This is a genomic window from Sodalis sp. RH22 (assembly GCF_047324165.1).
Classification (GTDB): Bacteria; Pseudomonadota; Gammaproteobacteria; order Enterobacterales; family Enterobacteriaceae; genus Acerihabitans.
Genome location: NZ_CP178731.1, coordinates 2,444,630 through 2,468,624, shown reverse-complemented (window position 1 = coordinate 2,468,624; position 23,995 = coordinate 2,444,630). Strand labels below are relative to the sequence as shown.

The 23,995-nt window shown below is 58.2% G+C and carries 20 protein-coding genes, 1 tRNA gene and 1 pseudogene; 6 read left to right on the top strand and 16 right to left on the bottom strand.

The genetic code is table 11. The features are described 5' to 3' along the window. Positions 1–46: 46 nt before the first annotated feature. Complete coding sequence (gene copA, locus ACL2XN_RS11350; RefSeq protein WP_413730857.1) at positions 47–2,767, bottom strand: copper-exporting P-type ATPase CopA; 2,721 nt, start codon at positions 2,765–2,767, stop codon at positions 47–49. A gap of 135 nt (positions 2,768–2,902) precedes the next feature. Between copA and cueR the strand changes: the two genes are divergently transcribed. Then, a complete protein-coding gene (cueR, locus tag ACL2XN_RS11345) occupies positions 2,903–3,316 on the top strand; it encodes a Cu(I)-responsive transcriptional regulator (protein ID WP_413730856.1) in 414 nt (137 codons plus the stop codon). 37 nt (positions 3,317–3,353) lie between these two features. Here the strand turns inward: cueR and ACL2XN_RS11340 are convergent, their stop codons facing one another. The 5 genes from ACL2XN_RS11340 to tesA all read right to left on the bottom strand — a co-directional run bounded on the left by ACL2XN_RS11340 (position 3,354) and on the right by tesA (position 7,328). After that, entirely contained in the window at positions 3,354–3,812 is a 459-nt protein-coding gene (locus ACL2XN_RS11340; RefSeq protein WP_410016152.1) for an NfeD family protein, read from the bottom strand. Between the two features lie 2 nt (positions 3,813–3,814). After that, positions 3,815–4,729, bottom strand: coding sequence for an SPFH domain-containing protein (locus ACL2XN_RS11335; RefSeq protein ID WP_410016606.1), 915 nt, complete (start codon positions 4,727–4,729; stop codon positions 3,815–3,817). Between the two features lie 248 nt (positions 4,730–4,977). After that, on the bottom strand, positions 4,978–5,835 hold the full coding sequence (locus tag ACL2XN_RS11330) for a tetratricopeptide repeat protein (protein WP_410016151.1): 858 nt from the start codon (positions 5,833–5,835) through the stop codon (positions 4,978–4,980). Between the two features lie 49 nt (positions 5,836–5,884). Then, complete coding sequence (locus ACL2XN_RS11325; protein ID WP_410016605.1) at positions 5,885–6,661, bottom strand: SDR family oxidoreductase; 777 nt, start codon at positions 6,659–6,661, stop codon at positions 5,885–5,887. Positions 6,662–6,665: 4 nt separating this feature from the next. Continuing rightward, positions 6,666–7,328, bottom strand: a complete 663-nt coding sequence (gene tesA / locus ACL2XN_RS11320) for a multifunctional acyl-CoA thioesterase I/protease I/lysophospholipase L1 (protein WP_410016150.1) — start codon at positions 7,326–7,328, stop codon at positions 6,666–6,668. Here tesA and ybbA point away from each other — a divergent pair. The 3 genes from ybbA (at position 7,296) to ACL2XN_RS11305 (ending at position 12,911) form a co-directional block, all read left to right on the top strand. Further along, the gene (gene ybbA / locus ACL2XN_RS11315) at positions 7,296–7,982 is read left to right on the top strand and encodes a putative ABC transporter ATP-binding protein YbbA (protein ID WP_410016149.1); all 687 of its coding nucleotides are present in this window, start codon (positions 7,296–7,298) and stop codon (positions 7,980–7,982) included. The two genes, tesA and ybbA, sit on opposite strands and share 33 nt — an antisense overlap. Further along, complete coding sequence (gene ybbP / locus ACL2XN_RS11310; RefSeq protein ID WP_410016148.1) at positions 7,979–10,411, top strand: putative ABC transporter permease subunit YbbP; 2,433 nt, start codon at positions 7,979–7,981, stop codon at positions 10,409–10,411. Before ybbA ends, ybbP begins: the two co-directional genes overlap by 4 nt. A 268-nt stretch (positions 10,412–10,679) precedes the next feature. Continuing rightward, on the top strand, positions 10,680–12,911 hold the full coding sequence (locus tag ACL2XN_RS11305) for an NADP-dependent isocitrate dehydrogenase (RefSeq protein WP_410016147.1): 2,232 nt from the start codon (positions 10,680–10,682) through the stop codon (positions 12,909–12,911). 203 nt (positions 12,912–13,114) lie between these two features. On the opposite strand, the gene purK is transcribed toward ACL2XN_RS11305, so the two are convergent. The 4 genes from purK to ppiB all read right to left on the bottom strand — a co-directional run bounded on the left by purK (position 13,115) and on the right by ppiB (position 16,085). Continuing rightward, positions 13,115–14,191, bottom strand: coding sequence for a 5-(carboxyamino)imidazole ribonucleotide synthase (purK, locus tag ACL2XN_RS11300; protein ID WP_410016146.1), 1,077 nt, complete (start codon positions 14,189–14,191; stop codon positions 13,115–13,117). Further along, positions 14,188–14,697 carry a 5-(carboxyamino)imidazole ribonucleotide mutase gene (gene purE, locus ACL2XN_RS11295; RefSeq protein ID WP_410016145.1) on the bottom strand — a complete coding sequence of 170 codons (510 nt, stop codon included), beginning with the start codon at positions 14,695–14,697 and terminating at the stop codon, positions 14,188–14,190. The genes purK and purE overlap by 4 nt, the downstream gene beginning before the upstream one ends. Before the next feature lie 158 nt (positions 14,698–14,855). Then, positions 14,856–15,581, bottom strand: coding sequence for a UDP-2,3-diacylglucosamine diphosphatase (locus ACL2XN_RS11290; RefSeq protein ID WP_410016144.1), 726 nt, complete (start codon positions 15,579–15,581; stop codon positions 14,856–14,858). A 9-nt stretch (positions 15,582–15,590) separates the two neighbouring features. Further along, positions 15,591–16,085: a peptidylprolyl isomerase B gene (ppiB, locus tag ACL2XN_RS11285; protein WP_410016143.1), complete on the bottom strand. Its 495-nt coding sequence runs from the start codon at positions 16,083–16,085 to the stop codon at positions 15,591–15,593. Between the two features lie 290 nt (positions 16,086–16,375). Here ppiB and cysS point away from each other — a divergent pair, with 290 nt between their 5' ends. After that, positions 16,376–17,761 (top strand): cysteine--tRNA ligase, encoded by a 1,386-nt coding sequence (cysS, locus tag ACL2XN_RS11280; RefSeq protein ID WP_413730855.1) that lies wholly within the window; start codon positions 16,376–16,378, stop codon positions 17,759–17,761. A gap of 174 nt (positions 17,762–17,935) precedes the next feature. On the opposite strand, the gene ybcJ is transcribed toward cysS, so the two are convergent. Both ybcJ and folD read right to left on the bottom strand, forming a co-directional pair. Next, positions 17,936–18,148: a ribosome-associated protein YbcJ gene (gene ybcJ / locus ACL2XN_RS11275; RefSeq protein ID WP_410016141.1), complete on the bottom strand. Its 213-nt coding sequence runs from the start codon at positions 18,146–18,148 to the stop codon at positions 17,936–17,938. A 12-nt stretch (positions 18,149–18,160) separates the two neighbouring features. Then, positions 18,161–19,024, bottom strand: a complete 864-nt coding sequence (gene folD / locus ACL2XN_RS11270; protein WP_410016140.1) for a bifunctional methylenetetrahydrofolate dehydrogenase/methenyltetrahydrofolate cyclohydrolase FolD — start codon at positions 19,022–19,024, stop codon at positions 18,161–18,163. A gap of 185 nt (positions 19,025–19,209) precedes the next feature. Between folD and ACL2XN_RS11265 the strand changes: the two genes are divergently transcribed. After that, positions 19,210–19,286: transfer RNA gene (locus ACL2XN_RS11265), tRNA-Arg, on the top strand. 15 nt (positions 19,287–19,301) lie between these two features. Here ACL2XN_RS11265 and ACL2XN_RS11260 read toward each other — a convergent pair. The 4 genes and pseudogenes from ACL2XN_RS11260 to ACL2XN_RS11245 all read right to left on the bottom strand — a co-directional run bounded on the left by ACL2XN_RS11260 (position 19,302) and on the right by ACL2XN_RS11245 (position 23,869). Next, the gene (locus tag ACL2XN_RS11260; RefSeq protein WP_413730854.1) at positions 19,302–20,465 is read right to left on the bottom strand and encodes a tyrosine-type recombinase/integrase; all 1,164 of its coding nucleotides are present in this window, start codon (positions 20,463–20,465) and stop codon (positions 19,302–19,304) included. Between the two features lie 161 nt (positions 20,466–20,626). Next, a pseudogene (locus ACL2XN_RS11255) lies at positions 20,627–20,707 on the bottom strand (hypothetical protein); the annotation flags it as partial. A gap of 297 nt (positions 20,708–21,004) precedes the next feature. Then, positions 21,005–21,883 (bottom strand): putative phage abortive infection protein, encoded by an 879-nt coding sequence (locus ACL2XN_RS11250; RefSeq protein ID WP_413730853.1) that lies wholly within the window; start codon positions 21,881–21,883, stop codon positions 21,005–21,007. Positions 21,884–22,015: 132 nt separating this feature from the next. After that, positions 22,016–23,869, bottom strand: a complete 1,854-nt coding sequence (locus tag ACL2XN_RS11245; protein ID WP_413730852.1) for a DNA cytosine methyltransferase — start codon at positions 23,867–23,869, stop codon at positions 22,016–22,018. Positions 23,870–23,995: the final 126 nt, after the last annotated feature.

Here is a 23,995-nt window from a genome sequence, read left to right as displayed (position 1 = left end):
TTGCGTGACAAGTCCTTAACGTTAACATCATCGCCCGTGTAAGGCGTTACGCTTTGGGCTTAAAGCGTATCAGGCGGTTGGCGTTGCTGACCACGGTAATGGACGATAAGGCCATGGCCGCGCCGGCCACCACCGGGCTGAGCAACGTGCCGGTAAAGGGATAGAGGACGCCGGCGGCGATGGGAATACCCAGGGCATTATAGATAAATGCGCCAAGCAGGTTTTGCTTCATATTGCGCAGCGTGGCGTTGGCTATCGCCAGCGCATCGGCTACCCCGTGCAGGCTATGGCGCATCAGGGTAATGGCAGCGGTTTCAATCGCCACGTCGCTGCCGCCGCCCATGGCGATGCCGACTTCCGCCTGAGCCAGCGCCGGGGCGTCATTGATGCCGTCGCCAATCATGGCCACCCGGTGTCCGTGGCGTTGCAGCGTTTTAATCGCCTCCGCCTTGCCGTCCGGCAGGACGCCGGCGATCACCCGGTCGATGCCGGCTTCCCTGGCCACCGCGCCGGCGGTAGCCGGGTTATCGCCGGTCAGCATCACCAGGGAATAACCCAGGCCATGCAGCCGGCGCAGCGCGGCCACGCTGTCGTCGCGCAGCGGATCGCGGATGGCGAACAGCGCCGCCGCCTTGCCGTCCAGCGCCAGCAATACCGGCGTGGCGCCCTGCTCAGACCAAAAGGCGACCCGCGCGGCAAGGCCGGCGATATCGACCTGCTGTTGTTGCAGCAGCGCGCTGTTGCCAAGCAACGCCCGCTTCCCCGCGACGTCGCCGCTGACGCCCAGGCCGCGCAGGGTGCGGAAATCACCAACCCCGGCCAGCGCCCGCGTGCCGGCATAGGCCACCAGGGCGTGCGCCAGGGGATGGCTGGAGCCTTGCTCCAGCGCGGCGGCGATCGCCACAACATCCTCCAGGACAAAACCGGCCGCCGGTTCGGCCGCCACCACCCGCGGCCGCCCCTCCGTCAGCGTGCCGGTTTTATCGAATACCAGGGTATCAAGGGTGGTGGCATGCTGCAGCGCGTCGGCGTCGCGCACCAGCACGCCGAACTCCGCCGCGCGACCGATCCCCGCGATAATAGACATGGGCGTGGCCAGCCCCAGGGCGCAGGGACAGGCGATAATCAGCACCGTGGTGGCGATCACTAGGGTGTAGACCATCTGCGGCTGCGGGCCCACCAGATACCAAATGGCCGCGCTGATCACGGCTATCGCCACCACGGCGGGAACAAAGATGGCCGAAATGCGATCCGCCAATTGGCCGATGGCCGGTTTGCTGCTCTGCGCCTGGCGTACTAAACGGATAATCCGCGCCAGCGTCGTCTGGCTGCCGATGGCGTCGGCCCGGAACAGCACGCTGCCGTCCTGCGCCACGGTACCGGCATGGATCTTTTCGCCGGCGGATTTATGCCGTGCCGCCGGCTCGCCGGTCAGCATGGACTCATCCAGCCAGATCTCGCCCTGGGTAATCTCGCCGTCCACCGGCACCCGGTCGCCGGTGGTCAGGCGCAGGATCATGCCAAGGCGCACCTCGGCCAGCGGCAGGGCGCGTTCGCCGTCGGCCTCGACCACCCGGGCCATGGGCGGCGTCAGATCCAGCAGGCGTTCCAGCGCCTGGGACGAGCGCTGGCGCGCGCGCTGCTCCAGGGCGTGGCCCAGGTTAATCAGCCCGATGATCATCGCGCTGGCCTCGAAATAGAGGTGCCGCGCCATCATCGGAAACACGTCCGGCCACAGCGCGACGCTGATGGAATAAAGCCAGGCGGCGCCGGTGCCCAACGCCACCAGGGTATCCATGGTGGCGCTGCCGGTTCGCAGGCTCTTCCAGGCGCTGCGGTAAAAATGACCGCCGGCGATCGCCATCACCACAAGCGTAGCAACGCCGATGACCAGCCACAGCGGACGGCTTTCCGGCGTCAGCGTCATACTGCCGCCGAACAGTCCCCACGCCATCAGCGGCACGCCCAGCGCCAGGGCCAGCGCCGATTGCCAGCGGAAACGACGCGTCGCCTGGAGCGCCGTCTGCTGCTGGCGCTCCCGCCGCAGGGCGTCATCCTGGATAATTTCCGCGCCGTAGCCGGCGCGCGCCACGGCGGCAATCAACGCGTCGCCGTCGGGCGCTCCCAGCACCAGGGCGCTACGCTCCGCCAGGTTGACCCGCGCCTGCCCAACGCCAGGCACCTGCTGTAAGGCCCGTTCAACGCGCAGGACGCAGCTGGCGCAGCTCATGCCGCTGATAAGCAGATGCAGGCTGTCATCGGTATCGGTACTTGCCGGAGCCGTTGCCGGAGGTAATGTCGCCGCTGCCAGAATATCCGGCGCTGAAGTGTTGCCTGTCAGCGGCTCAGTTTTTGGGTGGGCGATATCCCCCGCAAGGATAGCCTGATAGCCAGCCTGCTCCACCGCCCGGATAAGCGCCGCCGGATCGGCCGCGCCATAAACGCCGGCGTGATCCAACGTGACCTCGGCGGCGTTGACGCCCGGCACGGCGGCCAGCGCTTTACGGGTAGTAGCTACACAATGGCCGCAGCTCAGGCCGGAAAGCTGGAGTTCGGTATCGGGCCGGCCCGCGGGCGCGGCCTCGTAGCCGGCTTGTTTGACGCTGGCGATAAGCTCCGCCGCCGTCGCGGCGCCGGTGACCGTGGCATAATCCAGCGCCACCTGGGCGCTTTCCACGTCATCGCGTGATTCCAGGGCTTCCCGGACCCGTTTGATACAATGTTCGCAGGAGAGTCCCTGCAGGGCGAGCACAATGGTCTGTGACATTGAAAACTCCTTGGTGGAAAAGGCGGCGGGTCGTTACCGGCGGTAATAAGGGTGCCGAACTGATTGACTGCGCCGTGGAAAAGTCGTTGTAATAGAGCTTAAACCTTGCCGCAAGGGGAAGGTCAAGGGGGAACCATGAATATCAGCGATGTGGCGAAAAAAACCGGTTTAACCCGTAAAGCGATCCGTTTTTATGAGGATAAGGCGCTGGTAACGCCGCCGGTGCGCCGGGATAACGGTTATCGCAGCTATAACGCGCGCCATGTGGAGGAGCTAACGCTGCTGCGCCAGGCGCGGCTGGTGGGATTTAACCTGGATGAGTGCCGCGAGCTGGTGGCGTTGTTTAACGACCCGCTGCGCCACAGCGCCGATGTCAAGGAACGCACCCTGCGTAAGGTCAAAGACATTGAGCGCCACATTGAGGAACTGGAGGCCATGCGCCGTCATTTATTGATCCTGGCGGAAAGTTGCCCCGGCGACGATAGCGCCGAATGCCCGATTATCAATAACCTGTCGGGTTGCTGCGCCGCCGGCGCCCGCCGGGAATAACGACCCTGCTACCTGCCGCGGGCCACGGCGGGCGGCCTCATGCGTGTTCATGATAAGGACGCACCCGCAGGGTAATGCCTTCCACCGCGATCACCTCGACCGTGGCGCCCATGGCCAGATCCGTATCGCAGCGCGCGCGCCAGGTGCTGTCGCCAATGCGTACCCGGCCCACCCCGTTCACCAGGGGTTCCGCAAGGGTGGTCTTGACGCCGACCAGCTGTTCTCCGCGCCGGTTCAGCAGCGATGCCGGATACGCTTTGGTGCGCGAGCGCAGCCAGTACCACCATCCCAGCGCCGCGCAGATAGTCAGCAATGCGAAGGCCACGCCCTGCCACTCCCAGCCTAGCGGCACGGCCCATACCACCAGCCCCACCAGTACGGCGGCGACGCCGCTCCACAATAAATATCCGCTGGCGCCCAACATTTCCGCGGCCAGCAGCAGACCGCCGAGCGAAATCCAAAACCAGTGCGGATGGACGACCAGCGCGGCAAGCATGGTTATTTACCCCGGCCGGTTTTGCTCTCGCCAAGCAGTTCGGCGATGCCGCCGATGGCGCCCATCAGATTGCTGGCCTCAAGCGGCATCATGATAACCTTGCTGTTGTTGGCGGAGCCGATATGCTTTAGGGCATCGGTGTATTTCTGCGCCACAAAGTAGTTAATGGCCTGGATATTGCCCGCGGCGATGGCCTCGGACACCATTTTAGTGGCCCTGGCTTCCGCCTCGGCGGCGCGTTCGCGGGCTTCCGCCTGCAAAAATGCCGCCTGTCGTTCGCCTTCGGCGTTGAGGATCTGGGACTGTTTTTCACCCTCGGCGCGTAAAATGGCCGCCTGGCGCACGCCTTCCGCTTCCAGGATATTGGCGCGTTTGGTTCGCTCGGCCCTCATCTGGGCGTTCATCGCGGCGATCATCTCGACGGGCGGGCGCACATCGCGGATTTCGATACGGGTGACCTTAATCCCCCAGGGACTGGTGGCTTCATCGACAATATGCAGCAGACGGGTATTGATGCCGTCGCGCTGCGACAGCATTTCGTCCAGCTCCATGGAACCGAGCACCGTACGGATGTTGGTCATGGTCAGGTTAAGGATGGCCTGCTCGAGGTTGCTGACTTCATAGGCCGCGCGCGCCGGATCGACCACCTGGATAAAACACACGGCGTCGATGGTCACGTTGGCGTTATCCTTGGAGATGATTTCCTGCGAGGGAATATCCAGCACCTGTTCCATCATATTAATCTTGCGGCCTACCCGGTCCATAAACGGCACCACCAGGTTCAGCCCGGGTTTTAAGGTAAGGGTATAGCGGCCGAAACGCTCAACCGTCCATTGGTATCCCTGAGGGACAATTTTTATCCCCGCCCAGACGATGATCAGGGCCAGGACAATAATAATTGGGATTACCGTCAGCATGGGTGAAATCTCCATGGTGAAATCTCCATTTCATGAGAGAAAATAATAACGCCATCTAGCGCGGCCGGTGCGACATCTTCTTCACACGTATTTAGCATGACACACTCTTTTCAACACTAATGTAATAGTACGCTTTTGCCGGGGCAAAGACGCGCCAAGCGGGGGGAATCAGTGACACAGGCACGCATTTCATGCGCGCCCGGCGGCATAAGCAGAGTGTAGCCGGGCGCCATTGGCCCGGGGAACCCTTAGTAGAGCAGGGAATAAAGCTGGCGGCGGTATTTGGCGGCTAAGGCATCGCCGGTGCCGAGCGCGGCCAGGATATCCATCAGGGTCTTGCGCGCATCGCCGTTGGCGGCGGCAAGATCTTTACGCAAATGGCCGATGAGCAGTTCCAGCGCTTCTTCATTGCGGCCGACCTGGTGTAATTGCAGCGCCAGTTGCACCGCTAGCCCCGCGTCCGCCGGGGCGTTTTGCACCTGCTGTTGCAGCAACTGTATTTCCGGCGTATCCGCCGCCTGCTTCATCAGTTCGATTTGCGCCATCAGGCCCTGGTAGCGCGTGTCCTTATCCTGCAGCGGAAAAACCGCCAACACGGCTTCGGCATCCTCGGTGCGCTTGAGCTGAATATAGGTTTCCGCCAACAGCAGGCCCGCCTCGCTGGATTTGTCACTCAGCTGCCAGGCTTCCTTGAGCAGGGGCAGCGCTTCGGCATACTGTCCTTGCTGCATCAGGTCGCTGGCCTCGGTCATTTTCAGCTGAGCCGGATCGGGCAGGGCGCGCAGCAGCAGTTCGCGAATCGCCTCTTCGGGCTGCGGTCCCTGAAAACCATCCAGCGGCTGCCCGTCTTTGAACAGATAGAGCGTCGGGATGGCGCGCAAGCCGAACTGGGCGGCGAGCGCCTGCTGGGCGTCGCAATCCACTTTGGCCAGGACGAACTGCCCGGCGAATTCCTGCGCCAGTTTATCGATAACCGGGGTCATCTGCTGGCAATGCGGGCTGCGTTCCGACCAGAAATAGAACAGCACCGGCTGCGACATGGACAGTTCGAGCGTCTGCTGTAGGTTTGCTTCGTTAATATCAATAATGGTGGCTTGAGCTAACATGAAATTCTCTCTCCCGTTTTAGCACTATATTGGGGCATCTTTCCCCGCCTCAATGGCTGGCGCGTAAAATCATATCCAGGCAACGGCCCGGCAGCCAACGGCGCAGCAGGGACAAACCGCTGGCGACCAGGGTCACCGGATAACGCAATCGGGGGCGTGGATGCTCCAAAGCATGACGTAGTTTGGGCAGTATAGCCTCTGGCGGCAATGTAAATCGTGAGGCGATGCCGGGATTGGTCACCGGTTTATCCGCCTGCGACTGGTTTACATTGCGGGTAAAGGCGGTGCTGAGCGGCCCCGGCTCAATCAGGCTCACGCACAGACCGGTGCCGTGCAGTTCCATGCGCAGCGTATCCGACCAGGCTTCCAGGGCAAATTTACTGGCGGCGTAGGCGCCCCGTCCCGGGGTGCTTACCAGCCCCATTACCGAACTGGTCTGGATGATGCGCCCCTCGCCGTGGGGCAGCATGGCCGGCAATAGCCGCTGCGTCAACTGATGGGTGCCGAAAAGATTGCTGGCGAACTGCTGTTCCAACTGGCGGCGGGAAAGGCTTGCCAGCGGTCCGTATACCCCGCATCCGGCATTGTTGAATAAACCGTACAGCCGCTTGCCGCAGAGGTCCAGGATGCGCGCCGACGCGTCGTCGACGCTGCGCTCGTCGTCAAGATCAAGCGCCAGCGTTTCAAACCCGGCGGCGGCCAGGCGGGCGACATCCGCCGGTTTACGGCAGGTCGCCAGCACCCGATAGCCGCGCCGGCGCAGGTCCTGCGCCGCCACCCAGCCGATGCCGCTGGAACAGCCGGTGATAACGACGGTTTTTTGCATAACTTTACCCATTGGCCGCTCCGCCGGAGGCGAAATCATGTTTAAGTAGGGGCAGCAGCCTGGCGGACATCCATTCGGCAATAAAAGGCTGCGCATCCGCGTTGGGATGAATGGCGTCATCCTGCATCCATTGTGGCTTCAGGTACACCTGTTCCATAAAAAAAGGCAATAACGGCACGTTATATTGCTGCGCCAGCGCCGGATAGATGGCGCTGAACGACTCGGTATAGCGCCGGCCGTAATTGGATGGCAGCCGGATTTGCATCAGCAGGGGCTGCGCGCCCGCCGATTTAACCTGTGATATGGCCTTGGCGAGATCGCCGGCGATTGACGGCGGCGGGAAGCCGCGCAGGCCATCGTTACCGCCCAGCTCAATCACGACCCAGCGCGGCTTGTGCAGCGCCAGCAGGCCCGGCAGGCGCGCCAGTCCTTGTGTCGCGGTGTCGCCGCTGATGCTGCCGTTGACGACGCGGATATTGTCCGACTCCTTGCGCCAGCGATCGTTAAGCAGGGACGGCCAGGCCTGCGTCGCCGGCATCCGGTAGCCGGCACTAAGACTATCGCCCAAAATCAATAAGGTGTCTGCGGCGTTTGCACGTACACTCAATAACGCCATCAGGAAAAGGAAGAGAAAATGCCCGCGGAAAACGTTCTTGAAGTTCATCATCTTAATAAACACGTCGGTCAGGGAGAAAACCAGATCTCCATCCTTACCGGAGTTGAGCTGCTTGTCAAACCCGCCCAGACAATTGCCCTGATCGGCGAATCCGGATCCGGCAAGTCGACCTTGCTCGGCATTCTGGCCGGCTTGGACGACGGCAGTGAAGGGGAGGTGCGTTTATTGGGGCAACCACTGGCGTCGCTCGACGAAGAGGCACGCGCCAGGCTACGGGCCAAAAGCATCGGTTTTGTCTTCCAGTCGTTTATGCTGGTGCCCACCCTGACCGCGTTGGAAAATGTGCAACTGCCCGCCCTGCTGCGCGGCGAAAACGAACGTCAAAGCCGGGAGCAAGCGCTGGAACTGTTGGATAAGCTTGGCCTGGCGCGGCGCCTGGGACACCTGCCCGCCCAGCTTTCCGGCGGCGAGCAGCAGCGCGTGGCGCTGGCCCGCGCGTTCAGCGGCCGCCCGCAGGTGCTGTTTGCCGATGAGCCGACGGGCAACCTGGATCGTAAAACCGGCGATCGTATTGCCGATCTGCTGTTCTCGCTTAACCGGGACAACGCCACCACGCTTATCCTGGTCACGCATGATACGCAGCTGGCGGCGCGCTGTGAACGACGCCTGCGCCTGCAGGACGGTCAATTGCTGGAGGTGGCATGATCGGTCGCTGGTTCTGGCGTGAATGGCGTTCACCGTCGCTGCTGATTGTCTGGCTGGCCATGACGTTGTCCGTTGCCTGCGTGCTGGCGCTGGGCAATATCAGCGACCGCATGCAAAAAGGGCTCGGCGAGCAAAGCCGCGAATTCCTGGCCGCCGACCGGGTATTACGCGCGTCGGGTCCGGTGGCCGAGGGCTGGCTGCAGCAGGCCGCGAATGACGGCCTGGCCGTAAGCCGGCAGATCCGCTTTATGACCATGACTTTCGCCGGCGATAATGCGCAACTGGCCGATGTCACGGCCACCGACGCCCTCTATCCGCTGTACGGCACGCTGACGACCCGCCCGGCCGGCCTGCGTTCGCAACCGGGGACCGTCCTGGTGGCGCCGCGGCTGATGGCCCTGCTGGGGCTGAAAATCGGCGATCCGCTCGATGTGGGCGATGCGACGTTGCGCATCGCCGGCGAGCTTATCCAGCAGCCGGACAGCGGTTTTAATCCCTTCCAGACCGCGCCGGCCATCGTCATCAACCTGGCGGATGTGGCCGCCACCGGCGCGGTACAGCCGGGCGGGCGGGTCAGTTGGCGCTATCTGTTTGCCGGCGATCCGCCCGCGCTTGAGCGTTTCGAACGCTACCTGACGCCGAAGCTCGACGCTTCCCAGCGCTGGTACAGCATGGATGATTCCAGCGGCGCGCTGAATTCATCCCTGGAACGATCGCGGTCCTTCCTGGTGCTGTCGGCGCTGCTGACGCTGTTGCTGTCGGTGGCGGCGGTGGCGGTGGCCATGGGGCATTACTGCCGCAGCCGCGGCGATCTGGTGGCGGTGCTGAAAACCCTGGGCGCCGGCAGGCGCGCGCTGATGAAACTGGTGGTCGGCCAATGGCTCTCGCTGCTGGTCTTCGCCGGCGTCAGCGGCAGTGTGATCGGTTTATTATTTGAAGCGGCCCTGATGCGGATGCTGGCGCCGGTCCTGCCTGCCGAACTGCCGCCCGCCGGCGGCTGGCCGTGGTTATGGTCCCTGGGGGCGCTGGTGGTGATTTCTCTGCTGGTGGGGCTGCGTCCTTATCGTCAGTTGCTGGCAACCCGCCCCCTGCGCGTGCTCAGGCGCGACGCTACCCAAACCTTCTGGCCGCTGCGTATCTATCTGCCGGTAATGCTGATTATCGTGCTGGCCCTGCTGCTGCTCACCGTCGGCGCCAACGGCCTGTTATGGTCGCTGGCCGGCGGCATGGGCGTCCTGTCCCTGCTGCTGGCAGCGGTGGGATGGGGCGCGTTATGGCTGTTGCGTCGCCTGGTGGTCCGGCGTTTGGCGCTGCGCCTGGCGCTGAATCGCCTGCTGCGACAGCCCTGGATAACGCTGACCCAACTGGCGGCGTTCTCGCTGTCGTTTATGCTGCTGGCGCTGCTGCTGGTGATGCGCGGAGATTTGCTCGATCGCTGGCGGCAGCAGTTGCCGCCGGAAAGCCCTAATTACTTTTTGCTGAACATGACCGGCGATCAGGTGCCGCAGGTCAGGGACTTTCTGCAGCGCAACGGGGTAGCGCCAGGCACCTTTTACCCGATCATCCGCGCCCGGCTGACGGAAATTAATCACCAAAAAGCCACCGACCTGATCCATGAGAACGATGCGGGCGGACGGACGGTAAACCGCGAGCTGAACCTGACCTGGCTGGAGCAAAAGCCCGATCACAACCTGCTGGTGGCGGGCGTTTGGCCGCCGGGGCCGGGGGAAGTCTCCATGGAACAGCAGGTAGCCGACCAGCTCAAGCTCAAGCTTGGCGATACGCTCACCTTTACCGGCGATACCCAATCCTTCAGCGCCCGGATCACCAGCCTGCGCAAGGTGGACTGGGAAAGCCTGCGGCCGAATTTTTTCTTTATTTTTCCTCCGGGCGCCCTGGACGGCCAGCCGCAAACCTGGCTGACCAGTTTCCGTTATCAGGGCCCCGCGGCTTTTCCGGCACAGCTAAACCGCCAGTTTCCCACGCTCAGCCTGCTGGATATCGGTGCCATTCTGGGACAGATCGGCCAGGTTCTGCAACAGGTCAGCCGGGCGCTGGAAATCATGGTGATACTGGTATTACTGTGCGGCGGGCTGCTGCTGCTGGCGCAGGTACAGGTCGGCATGCGCCAGCGCCAGCAGGAATTGGTGGTCTATCGCACGCTTGGCGCCGGGAAAACGCTGCTGCGGGCCACGCTGTGGTATGAGTTTGCATTATTGGGACTGGTATCCGGCGTGGTGGCGGCGGCGGGCGCGGAGGTGGCCCTGGGGCTGTTGCAGCGTAAAGTGTTCGATTTTCCCTGGGAGCCGGATTATCGCCTGTGGTGGATGGTTCCGCTGTGCGGCGCGCTCTTGCTTTCCGCCTGCGGCACCGTGCTGGGGCAGCGCCTGCTGGGGAAAAAAGGCGCTCACCGGCAATATCAGGGCTAATTTTTACAATATGTGAACATTAATGAAACAATTGATGTTCAACAGAGTGACAACCCGGTTGACAGTTACCGGCCGTCTACTGCACAGTAACGGCCTGGTACACCATCATTCCGCAGACCCACTCTGCCCAACTGAAGCACCTGGAAGTGTTTCCCGGAAATCGTTTTTTTCCGCCTATGCTCCCGGATGGTGCCGACGGTGAACGCAACGGTCCCGCACTCTTCAAGATAGTTGCAATCGCTATGATATAGAGGAGTTAACGTAATAAATGTCCACAACCTCGAAGATCGTCTATACGCTTACTGATGAAGCCCCGGCCCTGGCCACCTATTCCCTGCTGCCGATCATCAGGGCGTTCACCCAATCCCTGGGCATCGCGGTGGAAACGCGCGATATCTCGCTGGCCGGGCGCATCATCGCCAACTTCCCGGAATACCTTAACGAAAATCAAAAAATCGCCGATCACCTGGCCGAGCTTGGCCAACTGGCCGTCACCCCCGAAGCCAATATTATAAAATTACCCAATATCAGCGCTTCGCTGCCGCAGCTGAAAGCGGCCATCAAGGAACTGCAACAGCAGGGCTACAAGGTGCCGGACTATGTGGATGAACCCGCCACGGACGCCGAAAAAGAAGCCAATGCCCGTTACGATAAAATCAAAGGCAGCGCGGTAAACCCAGTGCTGCGCGAAGGTAACTCCGATCGCCGCGCGCCGCTGTCGGTGAAAAATTATGCCCGCAAGCATCCGCACCGGATGGGCGCCTGGTCCGCCGACTCAAAATCCCACGTTGCCCATATGAGCGACGGCGATTTTTACGGCAGCGAAAAATCCGCACTGATTGCCGATAACGGCAGCGTAAAAATCGAGCTGGTGGGCAAAGATGGCGCGGTACAGGTACTGAAAGCCAAAACCGCCGTGAATGCCGGTGAGATTATCGACGCGTCGGTGATGAGTAAAAAGGCGCTGCGCCGCTTTATCGCCGAACAGCTTGAGGATGCCAAAAAACAGGGCGTGCTGCTGTCGGTGCATCTGAAAGCCACCATGATGAAAGTCTCCGACCCCATCATCTTCGGCCAGTTTGTCGCCGAGTATTACCAGGATGTGCTGGAGCGCTACGCGGACGAACTCAAACCGCTGGGCATTGATGTCAATAACGGCATCGGCGATCTGTACGCCAAGATCAAGGCGCTGCCCGCCGACCGCCAGCAGGAAATCGAACAGGCCATCCAGGCGTTGTACCAGGTGCGGCCGCAGTTGGCCATGGTCAATTCCGACAAAGGCATCACCAATCTGCATGTGCCGAGCGATGTCATTGTCGACGCCTCGATGCCGGCGATGATCCGCGACTCCGGTAAGATGTGGGGCGCCGACGGCAAGCTGCATGATACCAAGGCGGTGATCCCGGATCGCTGCTACGCAGGCGTATACCAGGTGGTGATCGACGATTGCAAACGGCACGGCGCCTTCGATCCGACCACCATGGGCAGCGTGCCCAACGTGGGCCTGATGGCGCAAAAGGCCGAGGAATACGGCTCGCATGATAAAACCTTCCAGATCAAACAGGACGGTGTAGTCAAGGTTACCGACGAGCAGGGCAACGTGCTGCTGGAACAATCCGTCGAGGCCGGCGATATCTGGCGCATGTGCCAGGCCAAGGATCTGCCTATCCAGGATTGGGTGAAACTGGCGGTTAACCGCGCCCGTGAATCCAATACTCCGGCCATCTTCTGGCTTGACCCGGCCCGCGCCCATGACGCGCAAATGATCCGCAAGGTGGAGCGTTACCTGAAGGATCACGATGTCAGCGGGCTGGATATTCGCATTATGTCGCCGGAAGAAGCGACCCAGTTCTCCATCGATCGCATCCGCCAGGGCAAGGACACCATCTCGGTGACCGGCAACGTGCTGCGCGACTACCTGACCGATCTGTTCCCGATCATGGAACTGGGCACCAGCGCCAAGATGCTGTCCATTGTGCCGCTGATGAGCGGCGGCGGCCTGTTTGAAACCGGCGCCGGCGGCTCGGCGCCAAAACATGTCCAGCAGTTCCTGCAGGAAAACCACCTGCGCTGGGATTCCCTGGGCGAGTTCCTGGCGCTGGCGGCGTCCCTGGACCATGTGGGCAGCACCCGCGCCAACGCCAAGGCGAAGATTTTGGCGAAAACGCTCGATCAGGCCAACGGTAAATTCCTGGATACCAATAAATCGCCTTCGCGTAAAACCGGCGAGCTGGACAATCGCGGCAGCCATTTCTACCTGGCGCTGTATTGGGCGCAGGCGCTGGCGGGGCAGGATGAGGATGCCGAGCTGCGCGATCAGTTTGCCCCCTTGGCGAAAACCCTTGCCGAACACGAAGGCCAGATTGTCGCCGAGTTAAACCAGGTGCAGGGCAAGGCGGTTGATATCGGCGGGTATTATCATCCGTCGCCGGAATTGGCCAGCCGGGCCATGTGCCCAAGCGCCACGCTTAATGGCGCGCTGAAAGATTTTATGGTCTGATGCGCAAAGCGTGATGTTATTTGGGGGACAATTTTGCCGGCGGTGTGATGCATGCCGCCTGGGCAACTATTTCATGTGCAAGGCTTAGGTGTCTCCCTGTAGTGCCTGCGCCGGGCAATACAGGGGGCGCTCGATGCATGGGGCCTGGCATGAACTTCACCGCCCCCGCCTGGGCCTTTTTAAGTGAGTCTCTCCGCGATCTTTCAGCCCAATTCGGCCAGTTTTTGCCGCGCCCATTCCAGCCCGCTGTAATACTCCACTGGTAGCATTGGAGCGAGATGTTCCAACGCCAGGCTCAGCGCGGCGGGATCGCTATGGTTAAGATTCAGGTGGCCGACCTTACGTCCCGGCCTCACCTCTTTTTCATACCAATGCAGATGGACCAGCGGCTCGGCCAGCCATTCGGTGTTGCAGTCGGTGCCGATAAGATTAACCATCACCGACGGTGCCGTGACGGCGGGTTTAGGCATCGGCAGGCCGAGGATGGCGCGCAGGTGCAGCTCGAACTGGCTGATGGACGCGCCGTTTTGCGTCCAGTGCCCACTGTTGTGCACCCGTGGCGCCAGCTCGTTAATCAACAGATCATCGCCGTCGATAAAACATTCCATCGCCATCACGCCGACATATTTTAGTTCATGCATTATTGCCGAGAGCATGCTCTCGGCCCGGCGCTGCAATCTGTCGTCCGGCCGGGCAAAAACCACGCTGGTGCGCAGGATGCCGTCCTGATGCAGGTTATGCGTCAGCGGATAAAACACCCTGTCGCCGTTATGCCCGCGGGCGCCGATCAGCGAAACTTCGCCGGAAAAGGCGATACCGCGCTCAACGATACAACTGCCGTAGCACTCCTGGGGCAGCGCCGCCTCTTCGCCGGGTACGAGACGCCATTGGCCGCGCCCATCATAGCCACCCACGCGCCGCTTGACGATGGCCAGGTCGCCAAAGGAGGCAAACACCTGCGGCCATTGCGCCGCCGCGGTCAGTTCTTCCCAGGGCGCGGTGGCAAGCCTCAGGCTGTCCAGCAGCTGTTTTTGCGTCAGCCGGTCGGCAAGCCGCGGAAAAATATCGCGGTTAACAAAGGCATTATGCTGGGCCAGCTCGCGGGTAAGGGGGGTCTGCGGCCAGCGCTCGATCTCAGCGGTAATCACGCTTTGCGCCACCGGCACCGAGCCGGGATCGGCGTCAAGCCCCACCGGGAAGACCGCAATGCCCAGTGGTTCGCCGGCCTGGCGCAGCATGCGCCCTAGCTGGCCGTTGCCCAGGATACATACCGGTTTCATGCTTCCTCCCGCGGATCGGGATGCGCCAGCACCTCGTCAGTCTGCGTCACACGCCAGGCCGCCAGCCGGGCGGATAATTCCCGATCGTGCAACGCCAGGATCTGCGCCGCCAGCAGTGCGGCGTTGGCCGCGCCGGCCTTGCCGATCGCCAGGGTACCCACCGGCACGCCGCGCGGCATCTGGACAATGGAATAGAGGCTGTCGACGCCGCTTAATGCCGCGCTCTGCACTGGCACGCCAAGTACCGGCACCAGCGTTTTTGCCGCCAGCATGCCGGGCAGATGGGCGGCACCGCCTGCGCCGGCGATAATCACTTCAAACCCGGCGGCGGATGCCTGTTCAGCAAAGCGGAAGAGCTTGTCGGGGGTGCGATGCGCCGAGACGATCTCCACATGACAGGCAAGCTGCAGCGTGGCGAGAATGTCGGCGGCGAATTGCATCGTGGCCCAGTCGCTTTTGGACCCCATGACGATGGCGATTTTTGCCGGGGCAAGATTGGATTGCATGCGCGTGGTGCTCCTGTAAATGTTGCCGACCGCTCTCCCACAGCCTGCGCCGCAATGCGCCCGGCGCAGGCTATCAGAAAGAAGAGGGCGTAGAGCATATCATGTGCGCCTGGAGAGGAAAACGGTTGCGTAGCCGCCGGCGCTATAAATTGCGCCGCTTAATCGAAGGGGAACTCAATCAGCTCGACGCTAGCCCCGGTAACCCGGATCATCGATCCCTGAAGGTGCCAGGCGCCCAGTACCGCGCGATGGGCGATGCCCGCCGCGGTCTGCACGGCATGGATCGCCGGCCGGTGGGTATGGCCATGGATCATCCAATCGGTCCCATGACGCACAAGCGCGGCGGTAACCGCCTCTTGGCTGACGTCCATAATCGTCTGGGATTTCGTCATATTGGCGCGCTGGCTGCTGGCCCGCATCCGTCCGGCAATGCGCAGGCGCCATCTCAGCGGCAGCGCCAGGAACAGGCGCTGCAGCCAACGTTGATTGATTCGCCGGCGGTAGCGTTGATAAGCCTGATCATCGGTACACAGCGTATCGCCGTGCAGAACCAGCACCGACCGGCCGTACAGGGTAAGCAGTTGTTCTTCCGGCAGCAGCGTCATGCCGCTGGCGGCGGCAAAATCCCGGCCCAGCAGGAAATCCCGGTTGCCGTGGATAAAAAAACAGGGTATTCCCCGGCGCGCCAGCGCATTCAGCGCCGCGGCTATCTCGCCGTGCAGCGGGGAAGGGTCGTCATCGCCAATCCAGGCTTCGAACAAATCGCCCAGGATATAGAGCGCGTCGGCGTGGACGGCCTGCCGTTGCAAAAAATGCAGAAAACCGGCGGTAATCGCCGGTTCCTGGACGCTAAGATGAATATCCGCAACAAACAGGGTTGCCATGGCAACGATTTATTCGTCTACGGTCACGCCGGTTATGATCACATCTTCTTTCGGTACATCCTGATGCGGGCCGCTGTTGCCGGTCGCCACGTTTTTAATCTTATCGACAACATCCATACCGTCGGTTACTTCGGCGAAAACGCAATATCCCCAACCGTCCGGGCGTTCGGAACGGAAGTTCAGGAAGTCGTTATCCACCAGGTTAATAAAGAATTGCGCGGTGGCGGAATGCGGATCGTTGGTGCGGGCCATGGCCAGGGTGCCGCGATTGTTCTTCAGGCCATTGTTGGCTTCGTTTTTCACGGTGGCGCGGGTTTTTTTCTGCGTCATGCCGGGTTCAAAACCGCCGCCCTGGATCATGAAACCATTAATAACGCGATGGAAAATGGTATTATCATAAAAGCCGTCACGGCAATAGGTCAGGAAGTTCTCAACGGTTAACGGCGCTTTGTCGGCGAAGGTCTTAATAACGATATCGCCGTGATTGGTATGAAGAGTGACCATAAATAGTTGTCCTACGAGTCGGTAAAAGAGTTGCTCACACGAAGTGATCAAGCAGACTGGATTTATAACATAAGTCTGCCATGGAGTCAGCATTCACCGCAGCGGATGACCATTTCTGTTATTCTGGCAAGCCAGGCCGTGCTGTTGGCCGGGGATAACCCGCCGTTTGAAAACCAGGGCCCCGTCCTTGCATTACCGACGCCTTCAGGGTTCAATACGCTGTTGGAAAATACCCTGTCTCAACTTGTCGCTATACACACGTACCCGTTAACACCATGGAATGAATGTCGATGCTGAAGATTTATAATACCCTGACACGTCAAAAAGAGGATTTCCAACCCATTCATGCCGGTAAAGTCGGTATGTACGTGTGCGGCATCACCGTTTATGACCTTTGTCATATCGGCCACGGCCGGACGTTTGTCGCCTTCGACGTCGTTACCCGGTACCTGCGTTTTAAAGGTTATGAGGTGAAGTATGTGCGTAACATCACCGATATTGACGACAAGATCATCAAACGGGCCCATGCCAACGATGAAAGCATCGATACGCTTACCGGCCGTATGATCGCTGAAATGCACCGGGACTTCGACAGCCTGAATATTCTGCGTCCGGATGAAGAACCACGCGCGACCTTGCACATGGCCGATATCATCGACATCGTGGCGGTCTTGCTGCAAAAAAACCATGCCTACCAGGCCGCCAACGGCGATGTCATGTTCGCTGTGGACTCCGACCCCACCTATGGCGTGTTATCGCGTCAGGATCTCGAGCAGTTGCAGGCCGGCGCCCGGGTGGATATCGACGATGTCAAACGCAACCCGATGGATTTCGTCTTGTGGAAAATGTCCAAGGAAGGCGAGCCCAGCTGGCCGTCGCCATGGGGACCGGGGCGTCCGGGCTGGCATGTGGAATGCTCGGCCATGAACTGCAAGCATTTGGGCAATCATTTCGATATTCACGGCGGCGGTTCGGACCTGATGTTTCCCCACCACGAAAACGAAATCGCCCAGTCGAGCTGCGCCCACGAAGGGCCTTATGTCAATTATTGGATGCATTCCGGCATGGTGATGGTCGATCGGGAAAAAATGTCCAAATCGCTGGATAACTTTTTTACCGTGCGCGACGTGCTGAAATATTACGATGCGGAAACGGTGCGGTATTTCCTGATGTCCGGCCATTACCGCAGCCAGCTGAATTACAGTGAAGATAATCTCAAACAGGCCAGATCCTCCCTTGAGCGGCTTTACATCGCCCTGCGCGGTACTGATGCAGCGGCCGTGCCCGCCGGCGGCGAGTCGTTTGTCGACCAGTTTACCGCCGCCATGGATGATGATTTTAATACGCCGGAAGCGTATTCGGTGTTGTTCGAGATGGCCCGCGAAGTCAACCGCCTGAAGGTGGAAAACCCGTCTGCGTCGCTCGGGCTGGCAGCGGCGCTGCGCCGGTTGGCTAATGTCCTGGGCTTGCTGGAACAGGATCCCGAGCAGTTCCTGCAAAACGGCGCCCAGGTGGATATCACTGAAACCGAACAGATCGAGGCGCTGATCAAGCAACGTAACGATGCGCGCAACAATAAACAGTGGCAACTGGCGGACGAGGCCCGCGCAAAACTGACCGAACTGGGCATCGTATTGGAAGACGGCGCCGGCGGCACCATCTGGCGGCGTGGATAATAGCGCCGCGTTGCCGGGGCTGAAGGCGGGTTTGCGCCGCGGCATGCGCCAGCAATAAGCGTTGTTTCTTACGGCTGCGGATACGGCAAGGGCGCGGTTTTTCCGCGCCCTTGTTGTTTATAGCGCTTCACGCCCCGGCGGCATACGGATATCCTGCGCCGGGCCGATAGCGGTTCATTCGACGACTTTCACCACCTGTCCTAAAAATTCCACCTGCTGCCCGGTGACGATCTTGCATCGCTTGCGGGTTTCCATCGCACCGTTGACCTTGACCTGCTGACCATAAATGGCGGTTTTCGCCGCCGCGCCGCTGTGACACCAACCCTGAATCTTCAGTAAATCGCACAGTTCAATGTACGGATGGCCGTCAAGTGAGAAAGTTTCCATCGTGTTCCGCCGTTAAGATGCTGTATCGTGAAAGTCTTCACATGCCTGCAAAGTGTTTTGAATAAGGGTCGCGACCGTCATAGGACCGACGCCGCCGGGTACCGGCGTAATATAGGATGCGCGCTGCGAAGCCGCCTCGAAGGCCACGTCGCCCGCCACCTTGCCGTTGGCAAGACGGCTGATGCCGACATCCAGCACCACGGCACCGGGTTTAATCCATTCGCCGGGAATAAATCCGGGTTTGCCCACCGCCACCACCAGCAAGTCGGCATATTCGATATGACGCTGGAGGTCCCTGGTAAACCGGTGGGTGACGGTGACGGTGCAGCCGGCCAGCAGCAGTTCCAGGCTCATCGGCCGCCCGACGATGTTGGATGCGCCCACCACCACGGCATTCACCCCGAAGGTCTCGATCTGATAACGTTCCAGCAGGGTGATGATGCCGCGTGGGGTGCAGGGCCGCAGCAATGGCGCCCGCTGGCACAGGCGGCCGACATTATAAGGGTGGAATCCGTCCACATCCTTATCCGGCGCAATGCGCTCCAGCACGTTGATATTATCCATGCCCGGAGGCAGCGGCAGTTGCACCAGGATACCATCAATCGTCTTATCGGCATTAAGCGTATCGATAAGCGCCAGCAGTTCGGCCTCGCTGACCGTGCTCGGCAATTCATAGGAGCGGGAGACAAAACCGACATCCTCGCAGGCTTTGCGCTTATTGGCGACGTAGATCTGCGATGCCGGATTTTCCCCGACCAATACCACCGCCAGTCCCGGCGCGCGTTTCCCGACGCTCAGGCGTTGCCGCACCCGCACGGCCACTTCATCCCTGACCTGCTGAGCAATAGTTTTACCATCAATAAGTTTAGCGACCATCAGAATCGGCAATCCATCAGTGTAATCATGCTGAGATGGGGGGTATTTTGGCAGAAGCGCGGCCCGCTGTCAGGCACTGAATGAAATCCTTTTGTCCAGCGAACCACCCGTTGTCATAAAAGCCATTGACTCGACCGGTCCGCTCCGTATAATCCAATCCGCGTTATCCAGCAACTTCCCGCAGTGCGCCCTTAGCTCAGTCGGATAGAGCAACGGCCTTCTAAGCCGTAGGTCACTGGTTCGAATCCAGTAGGGCGTACCATTTGGATTCAATGGGTTACGCTTCTTTCTTTTTCTCCCCAATATCGCAAAGTGCCAGATTAGTGACATTGATGCCTATCATGCCGTCTAATTTCTTCGCGTGCTCGGTGAGATGGTTGGGTGAAAGGTGTGCGTAGCGGCGCACCATTTCTATGCTTTCCCAACCGCCCATTTCCTGCAATGCTGACAGCGGTACTCCTGCTTGGACTAACCAACTCGCCCAGGTATGCCGCAGGTCATGAAAACGAAAGTCTGTGATGCCAGCGCGGCGGAGGCCAGTCCGCCAGGCTGAGTTATCATCAACGCGCATTTTCCTGACTGATTGCGTTTTTGTTCCATCCGCCCGATGCCATGCGCCGGTATGGACAAAGACATAACGCGAGTTCCTTCCTATCTGATCCCTCAATACCTTGCATGCCGTATCATTCAGAGCTACGCCTATAGCCTTCCCGGCCTTGGCGTTCTCTGGGTGGATCCATGCGACCTTCCTTTGCAAATCAATCTGCGACCATTCCAAATCCAATATGTTCGACCGGCGCAGCCCGGTAACCAATGCAAAAATCACTATCGGCCTAAATCCTTGAGGCATGCAATTTACCAGCGTGGTAGCCTCATCTCTGGTTAACCATCGGATCCGCTTGCTTACCGGCTTTCTCGTTTTTATCACTGGCGCCTGGCGCAACCATTTCCACTCATCCGTTGCGATACGAAACAAGCTGCGAATGAATGATAGGTATTGGCTGCGCGTGGCCGCCGTGATGTACTTTGCTTTATACTCAGGTGCTGGCAGTCCTTTCCTTATGGCCGCGTCCCTGCGGGTCTCCCATATGCGCTTATGGCGCCGGTCAATCATCCCTGACGTGACCGCTACGATTTTATCTTCCGTGATGCTAGAAAGCGCCTGTCCCAGGAAATGCCCGAGGAAAAACTCTATCTTCGTGCGGTCATCATCAAGTGATCGTTTCTGCTCCTTCTCCGTAAGCCAGCGGAGACACGCCTCATCAAAGGTATGCTCCGCTATCTCTCCCAGGCGATTTACCCGCCAGGATTCAGACCTCAACTTATCGTACAACTCCTGCGCTTGCTTCTTGTCTGCCGTTCCAAGGCTTTTCCTAACTCTTTTCCCACCCGGCGCAACGAAATCACAGTACCAGAGTCCGTACCGTTGTTTGAGTGCCATACAGCGTTCCTCTCTGAATGGCCGTCATCTGCATTCACGACCTGATTGTGTGTTTTCTGGCTGACATAAGCAATGCAGTCGGATTTTAAAATCTCCAGGCACCCGCCGCCGTTAGCTCCGCTTTTACCTGCCCGCAGGCGTTTTGCAGCGATGAGCGATCGAACGGTTCGGGGGCTTTTCTTCAGGAATGCGGCGGCTTCGGCAAGGGTAAATACCTCGTCGCCGATGTGAATGTCGGTCATACTTCACCTCGTTATTCTCTGTCGATAGACGCTAAAAGTACACAAACCAGAATTTTTACAGGGGTGTTACTGAAGGCAAGGCCTGAATAGATTTGGTGTGCTAACGATAGGAGATAATTATAGATGTAAATTTTTAGCTAGGAAATTAAATCATTAAGAAAGCAATGAAATATTAATATAGTGAAGAAATATTATCACACAATAAAATAATTATTTTATTTGAGTTAAAAAATGAAAAAAAATCCAATATATCTTTTTAGAATTTATTATAATGACTCAAGAGAAGAGTAATGTTGTTCAGGATGTTTGATTGCATTGAAAGGATTTAAATTTTTCATCAATATCGTCTATGAAATCTTCTCCTTGCTTTCCGAAAGCTTCTTTTTTTATAAAGTATTTATGGTTAACACTCATTAAACTATATATAGGTAGGTTATCGAATAGTTGATGTTTGATAGCAATTTTTACGAACGGATTTCCTAGTTCAGTCAGGCAGTTATAGAAAATAATCAATAATTCATAATTTGAAAGCTGTGCTCTTAAAATTTTTGAGTAATTAATTTTATCGGTTTCTGTTATTGATGCATTATCTATATACCTAAAAATATTATATAAAAATCTAAAGTAATGACCAAGATCCTGCTGTCTTTTCTCATACAGTTTTGAAAATTCTTTTTTTAAATGTAATAACTCTAAAGATATGTTTGTAACAGAGCTATCGCTACCAAATGACCTATTTACAAATAAATTTTTCATATAGAAAAAATAAAAAGCATCTCTCCCTGTAAATGCAGTTTTTTCACTATCTGTGGTTCTAATATCCATATCTCCAATAATAGACCCAAGGAAGTTTAGCATTTGGAAAAAATTACTTTCAAACTTTTGAAGCGTTAAGAAATTTGTTTGTTCGCTATTGGCTTTCTCCGATTTTGTATTTGCTACTGACTGCATTCGAATGGTAAACAAAACGCCTAAAAATGCGAGGGCAGAGAAGAGGGATGTGATAGCTCCCCATGAGTCACCAAACTGTCCCAAGCCCTCTCGTGTATATTCAGAAAAAGGCCACGCTAAAAAATAAGAGGCATAAAAATACATAATACATATTACTAATGTTAAAATAGAAAATATTATTATCAACTTCAATCCTTTATAATCATTTGGTGTTTCTTCTCTCATGTTTGCATCACATTATTAGAAGAATACATACTTTGTAATGCCTTTAAGTGTCTCATTAAGAAAATTAAAGTCAAGCTTCCTCATGAGTAGAGATGAACACACTAATTTCTTAAGGTTGTGGCTTTAATAAAATCACGCCGCCTCCTCGGCTTTGGCCCGGCACAACTCCGGCAGGTTAGCGCGCACCAGCGCTTCAGCGAATGGCGGCGGTACCGCGTTGCCGCAGCGCGCGACCTGCTTATCTTTGGCGTATTTGGTGCCCTTGTAGTCTTGATCGATGATGTACCAGGACGGGAAGCCCTGGGCGGCGTATAGCTCGTGGGGTTGCAGCATGCGCATGCCGATATCCACAATTTGATAATCAACACCTTCGACGGTTACCAGTCCAAAGCGGTCATTGGAGGTCACTGTATGCAGCGGATCGGTCATGGCGCAGCCGTCTTTATCTGTGCCGTAATACTTCAGCAGAAAGGCGCGAACCTCGCCTATGTGCAGTCCGCCGGCGGTGATGGTCGGCAAAGGCTCGGTGACAGGCTGGCCGTCTTTGCAGGTTCCGCGCAATTTAATCAGATGGGACGTGACCAGGGCAGAATCGGCTTTTGCTGTTACGGTTTGCACTGGTTCGCTGATGTCGCGCGGGCGGCTTTGTCCGGCCCGGCCGCCACACCCCACCAGCTGCGCGGAGACCAGTGCATGATGGTCTACCGTTGTCACCGTGTGTGCGGGTTCGTCCAGGCTGGCCCCCGGGCCGGTATAATTGCCGCCGAAGTGTTTAGCCAAGAACGCGGAAACCAGCAGATGTTCGGCTTTACTGGTCACCGTGGTGAGCGGGCCTTCCGGGCTGTAAGCCATGCGGTCCCCTCCGAAGCCTGTTTGCCCTATACGGGCGATAACCGGCGCCACTACGCAGGAGTGGTTGGTGTTGCATAGCGTATGCAGCGGTTGTTCTACCGAACGCGGTTTAGCCTGATATTTAGGCCCACCAGCGCCGGCTATTACCGGGCTGACCAGCGCATAGCCATGGGTTTTTGTTATGGTCTTCAGAGGTTCATCGATAGACTGGCCCCGAAAACAGTCATAAGAACCGTCTTTGGTGGAGTGGTTGCACTTAACGATAAACGGTGTCGGGTTATCAATAACGAAGCGCTGGATGCCGCGCGCGATCCGTTTAAGCGTGTTCTCTGCCAGCGGCCGCTTGCGCTCGAATATGCTCGGGCATGGTAGGGACCAGTCTATGATTTCCGCCGCGGTGCGCCATGGTTTGAGTTTCCCGCTCTGGACCTCCAGTGATTTTGGATTGCCATGAGTCGGTACCGGCCAGGCTATAGCCGCGTCATCGCACCGCATTACCATGAAAAATCGCTCCCTGATCGTTGGAGTACCAAGATCGCTGGCGCGGAGCTCACGGAACTCAACGGTATAGCCCAGCCCGGCCACCAGCCGAAGGCGGTCGTCACTGTCAGCAGCAATGCCGAGGATTTCGCAACATTCGTCCAATGCCGGATGATTGGCGGCTACGCCGGTCGTCAGCATCGCTATGAACGCCGCGAATGTTTCTCCCGCTCGAGCCGGGTCCGGGTGCTGTGTACCGTCATCAGCGGTCAGCAGCGGTCCCCAGGTTTTAAACTCTTTGACGTTTTCCAGAATCATTACCCGTGGACGTGATTTGAGCCCCCAGCGCAGAGCAACCCAGGCAAGGCCCCTTATTTCTTTTTTTACGGGCGTGCTACCTTTGGCCTTACTGAAATGACGGCAGTCAGGCGAGAACCAAGCCAGCGCTACCGGCCTGCCGCTACAGGCCACAACCGGATCGACATCAAAAACTGATTCGCAATAATGCAGCGTGTCCGGATGGTTGGTGCTGTGCATATCGATCGCGTTCTGGTCGTGATTAATGGCAATATCGACGCTCCGGCCGATCGCCATTTCAATACCCGTTGACGCGCCGCCGCCACCGGCAAAATTATCTACGATGATTTCCTTCATGCGGTTATTCCCATCAGTTTGGTCAGTGTGCTGGCCTGGTTGATAATGGCGGCCGTTGGTAGGCCATCTAATTTCATGCGGTTTATATGGCTGCGGATTTTGTTCTGCAAGTCATGAGGCAGATCC

Excerpts from the sequence above, each read along its gene's own strand:
- folD (WP_410016140.1), bottom strand. The coding sequence starts at position 19,024 with ATGGTCGCTAAACTTATTGATGGTAAAACTATTGCTCAGCAGGTCAGG.
- ppiB (WP_410016143.1), bottom strand. The coding sequence starts at position 16,085 with ATGGTCACTCTTCATACCAATCACGGCGATATCGTTATTAAGACCTTC.
- purE (WP_410016145.1), bottom strand. The coding sequence starts at position 14,697 with ATGCAATCCAATCTTGCCCCGGCAAAAATCGCCATCGTCATGGGGTCC.
- ACL2XN_RS11325 (WP_410016605.1), bottom strand. The coding sequence starts at position 6,661 with ATGCAAAAAACCGTCGTTATCACCGGCTGTTCCAGCGGCATCGGCTGG.
- ybcJ (WP_410016141.1), bottom strand. The coding sequence starts at position 18,148 with ATGGAAACTTTCTCACTTGACGGCCATCCGTACATTGAACTGTGCGAT.
- ACL2XN_RS11260 (WP_413730854.1), bottom strand. The coding sequence starts at position 20,465 with ATGGCACTCAAACAACGGTACGGACTCTGGTACTGTGATTTCGTTGCG.
- copA (WP_413730857.1), bottom strand. The coding sequence starts at position 2,767 with ATGTCACAGACCATTGTGCTCGCCCTGCAGGGACTCTCCTGCGAACAT.
- cysS (WP_413730855.1), top strand. The coding sequence starts at position 16,376 with ATGCTGAAGATTTATAATACCCTGACACGTCAAAAAGAGGATTTCCAA.
- ACL2XN_RS11335 (WP_410016606.1), bottom strand. The coding sequence starts at position 4,729 with ATGCTGACGGTAATCCCAATTATTATTGTCCTGGCCCTGATCATCGTC.
- cueR (WP_413730856.1), top strand. The coding sequence starts at position 2,903 with ATGAATATCAGCGATGTGGCGAAAAAAACCGGTTTAACCCGTAAAGCG.
- ACL2XN_RS11305 (WP_410016147.1), top strand. The coding sequence starts at position 10,680 with ATGTCCACAACCTCGAAGATCGTCTATACGCTTACTGATGAAGCCCCG.
- ACL2XN_RS11245 (WP_413730852.1), bottom strand. The coding sequence starts at position 23,869 with ATGAAGGAAATCATCGTAGATAATTTTGCCGGTGGCGGCGGCGCGTCA.
- ACL2XN_RS11250 (WP_413730853.1), bottom strand. The coding sequence starts at position 21,883 with ATGAGAGAAGAAACACCAAATGATTATAAAGGATTGAAGTTGATAATA.
- ACL2XN_RS11330 (WP_410016151.1), bottom strand. The coding sequence starts at position 5,835 with ATGTTAGCTCAAGCCACCATTATTGATATTAACGAAGCAAACCTACAG.
- tesA (WP_410016150.1), bottom strand. The coding sequence starts at position 7,328 with ATGATGAACTTCAAGAACGTTTTCCGCGGGCATTTTCTCTTCCTTTTC.
- purK (WP_410016146.1), bottom strand. The coding sequence starts at position 14,191 with ATGAAACCGGTATGTATCCTGGGCAACGGCCAGCTAGGGCGCATGCTG.
- ybbA (WP_410016149.1), top strand. The coding sequence starts at position 7,296 with ATGCCCGCGGAAAACGTTCTTGAAGTTCATCATCTTAATAAACACGTC.
- ACL2XN_RS11340 (WP_410016152.1), bottom strand. The coding sequence starts at position 3,812 with ATGCTTGCCGCGCTGGTCGTCCATCCGCACTGGTTTTGGATTTCGCTC.
- ACL2XN_RS11290 (WP_410016144.1), bottom strand. The coding sequence starts at position 15,581 with ATGGCAACCCTGTTTGTTGCGGATATTCATCTTAGCGTCCAGGAACCG.
- ybbP (WP_410016148.1), top strand. The coding sequence starts at position 7,979 with ATGATCGGTCGCTGGTTCTGGCGTGAATGGCGTTCACCGTCGCTGCTG.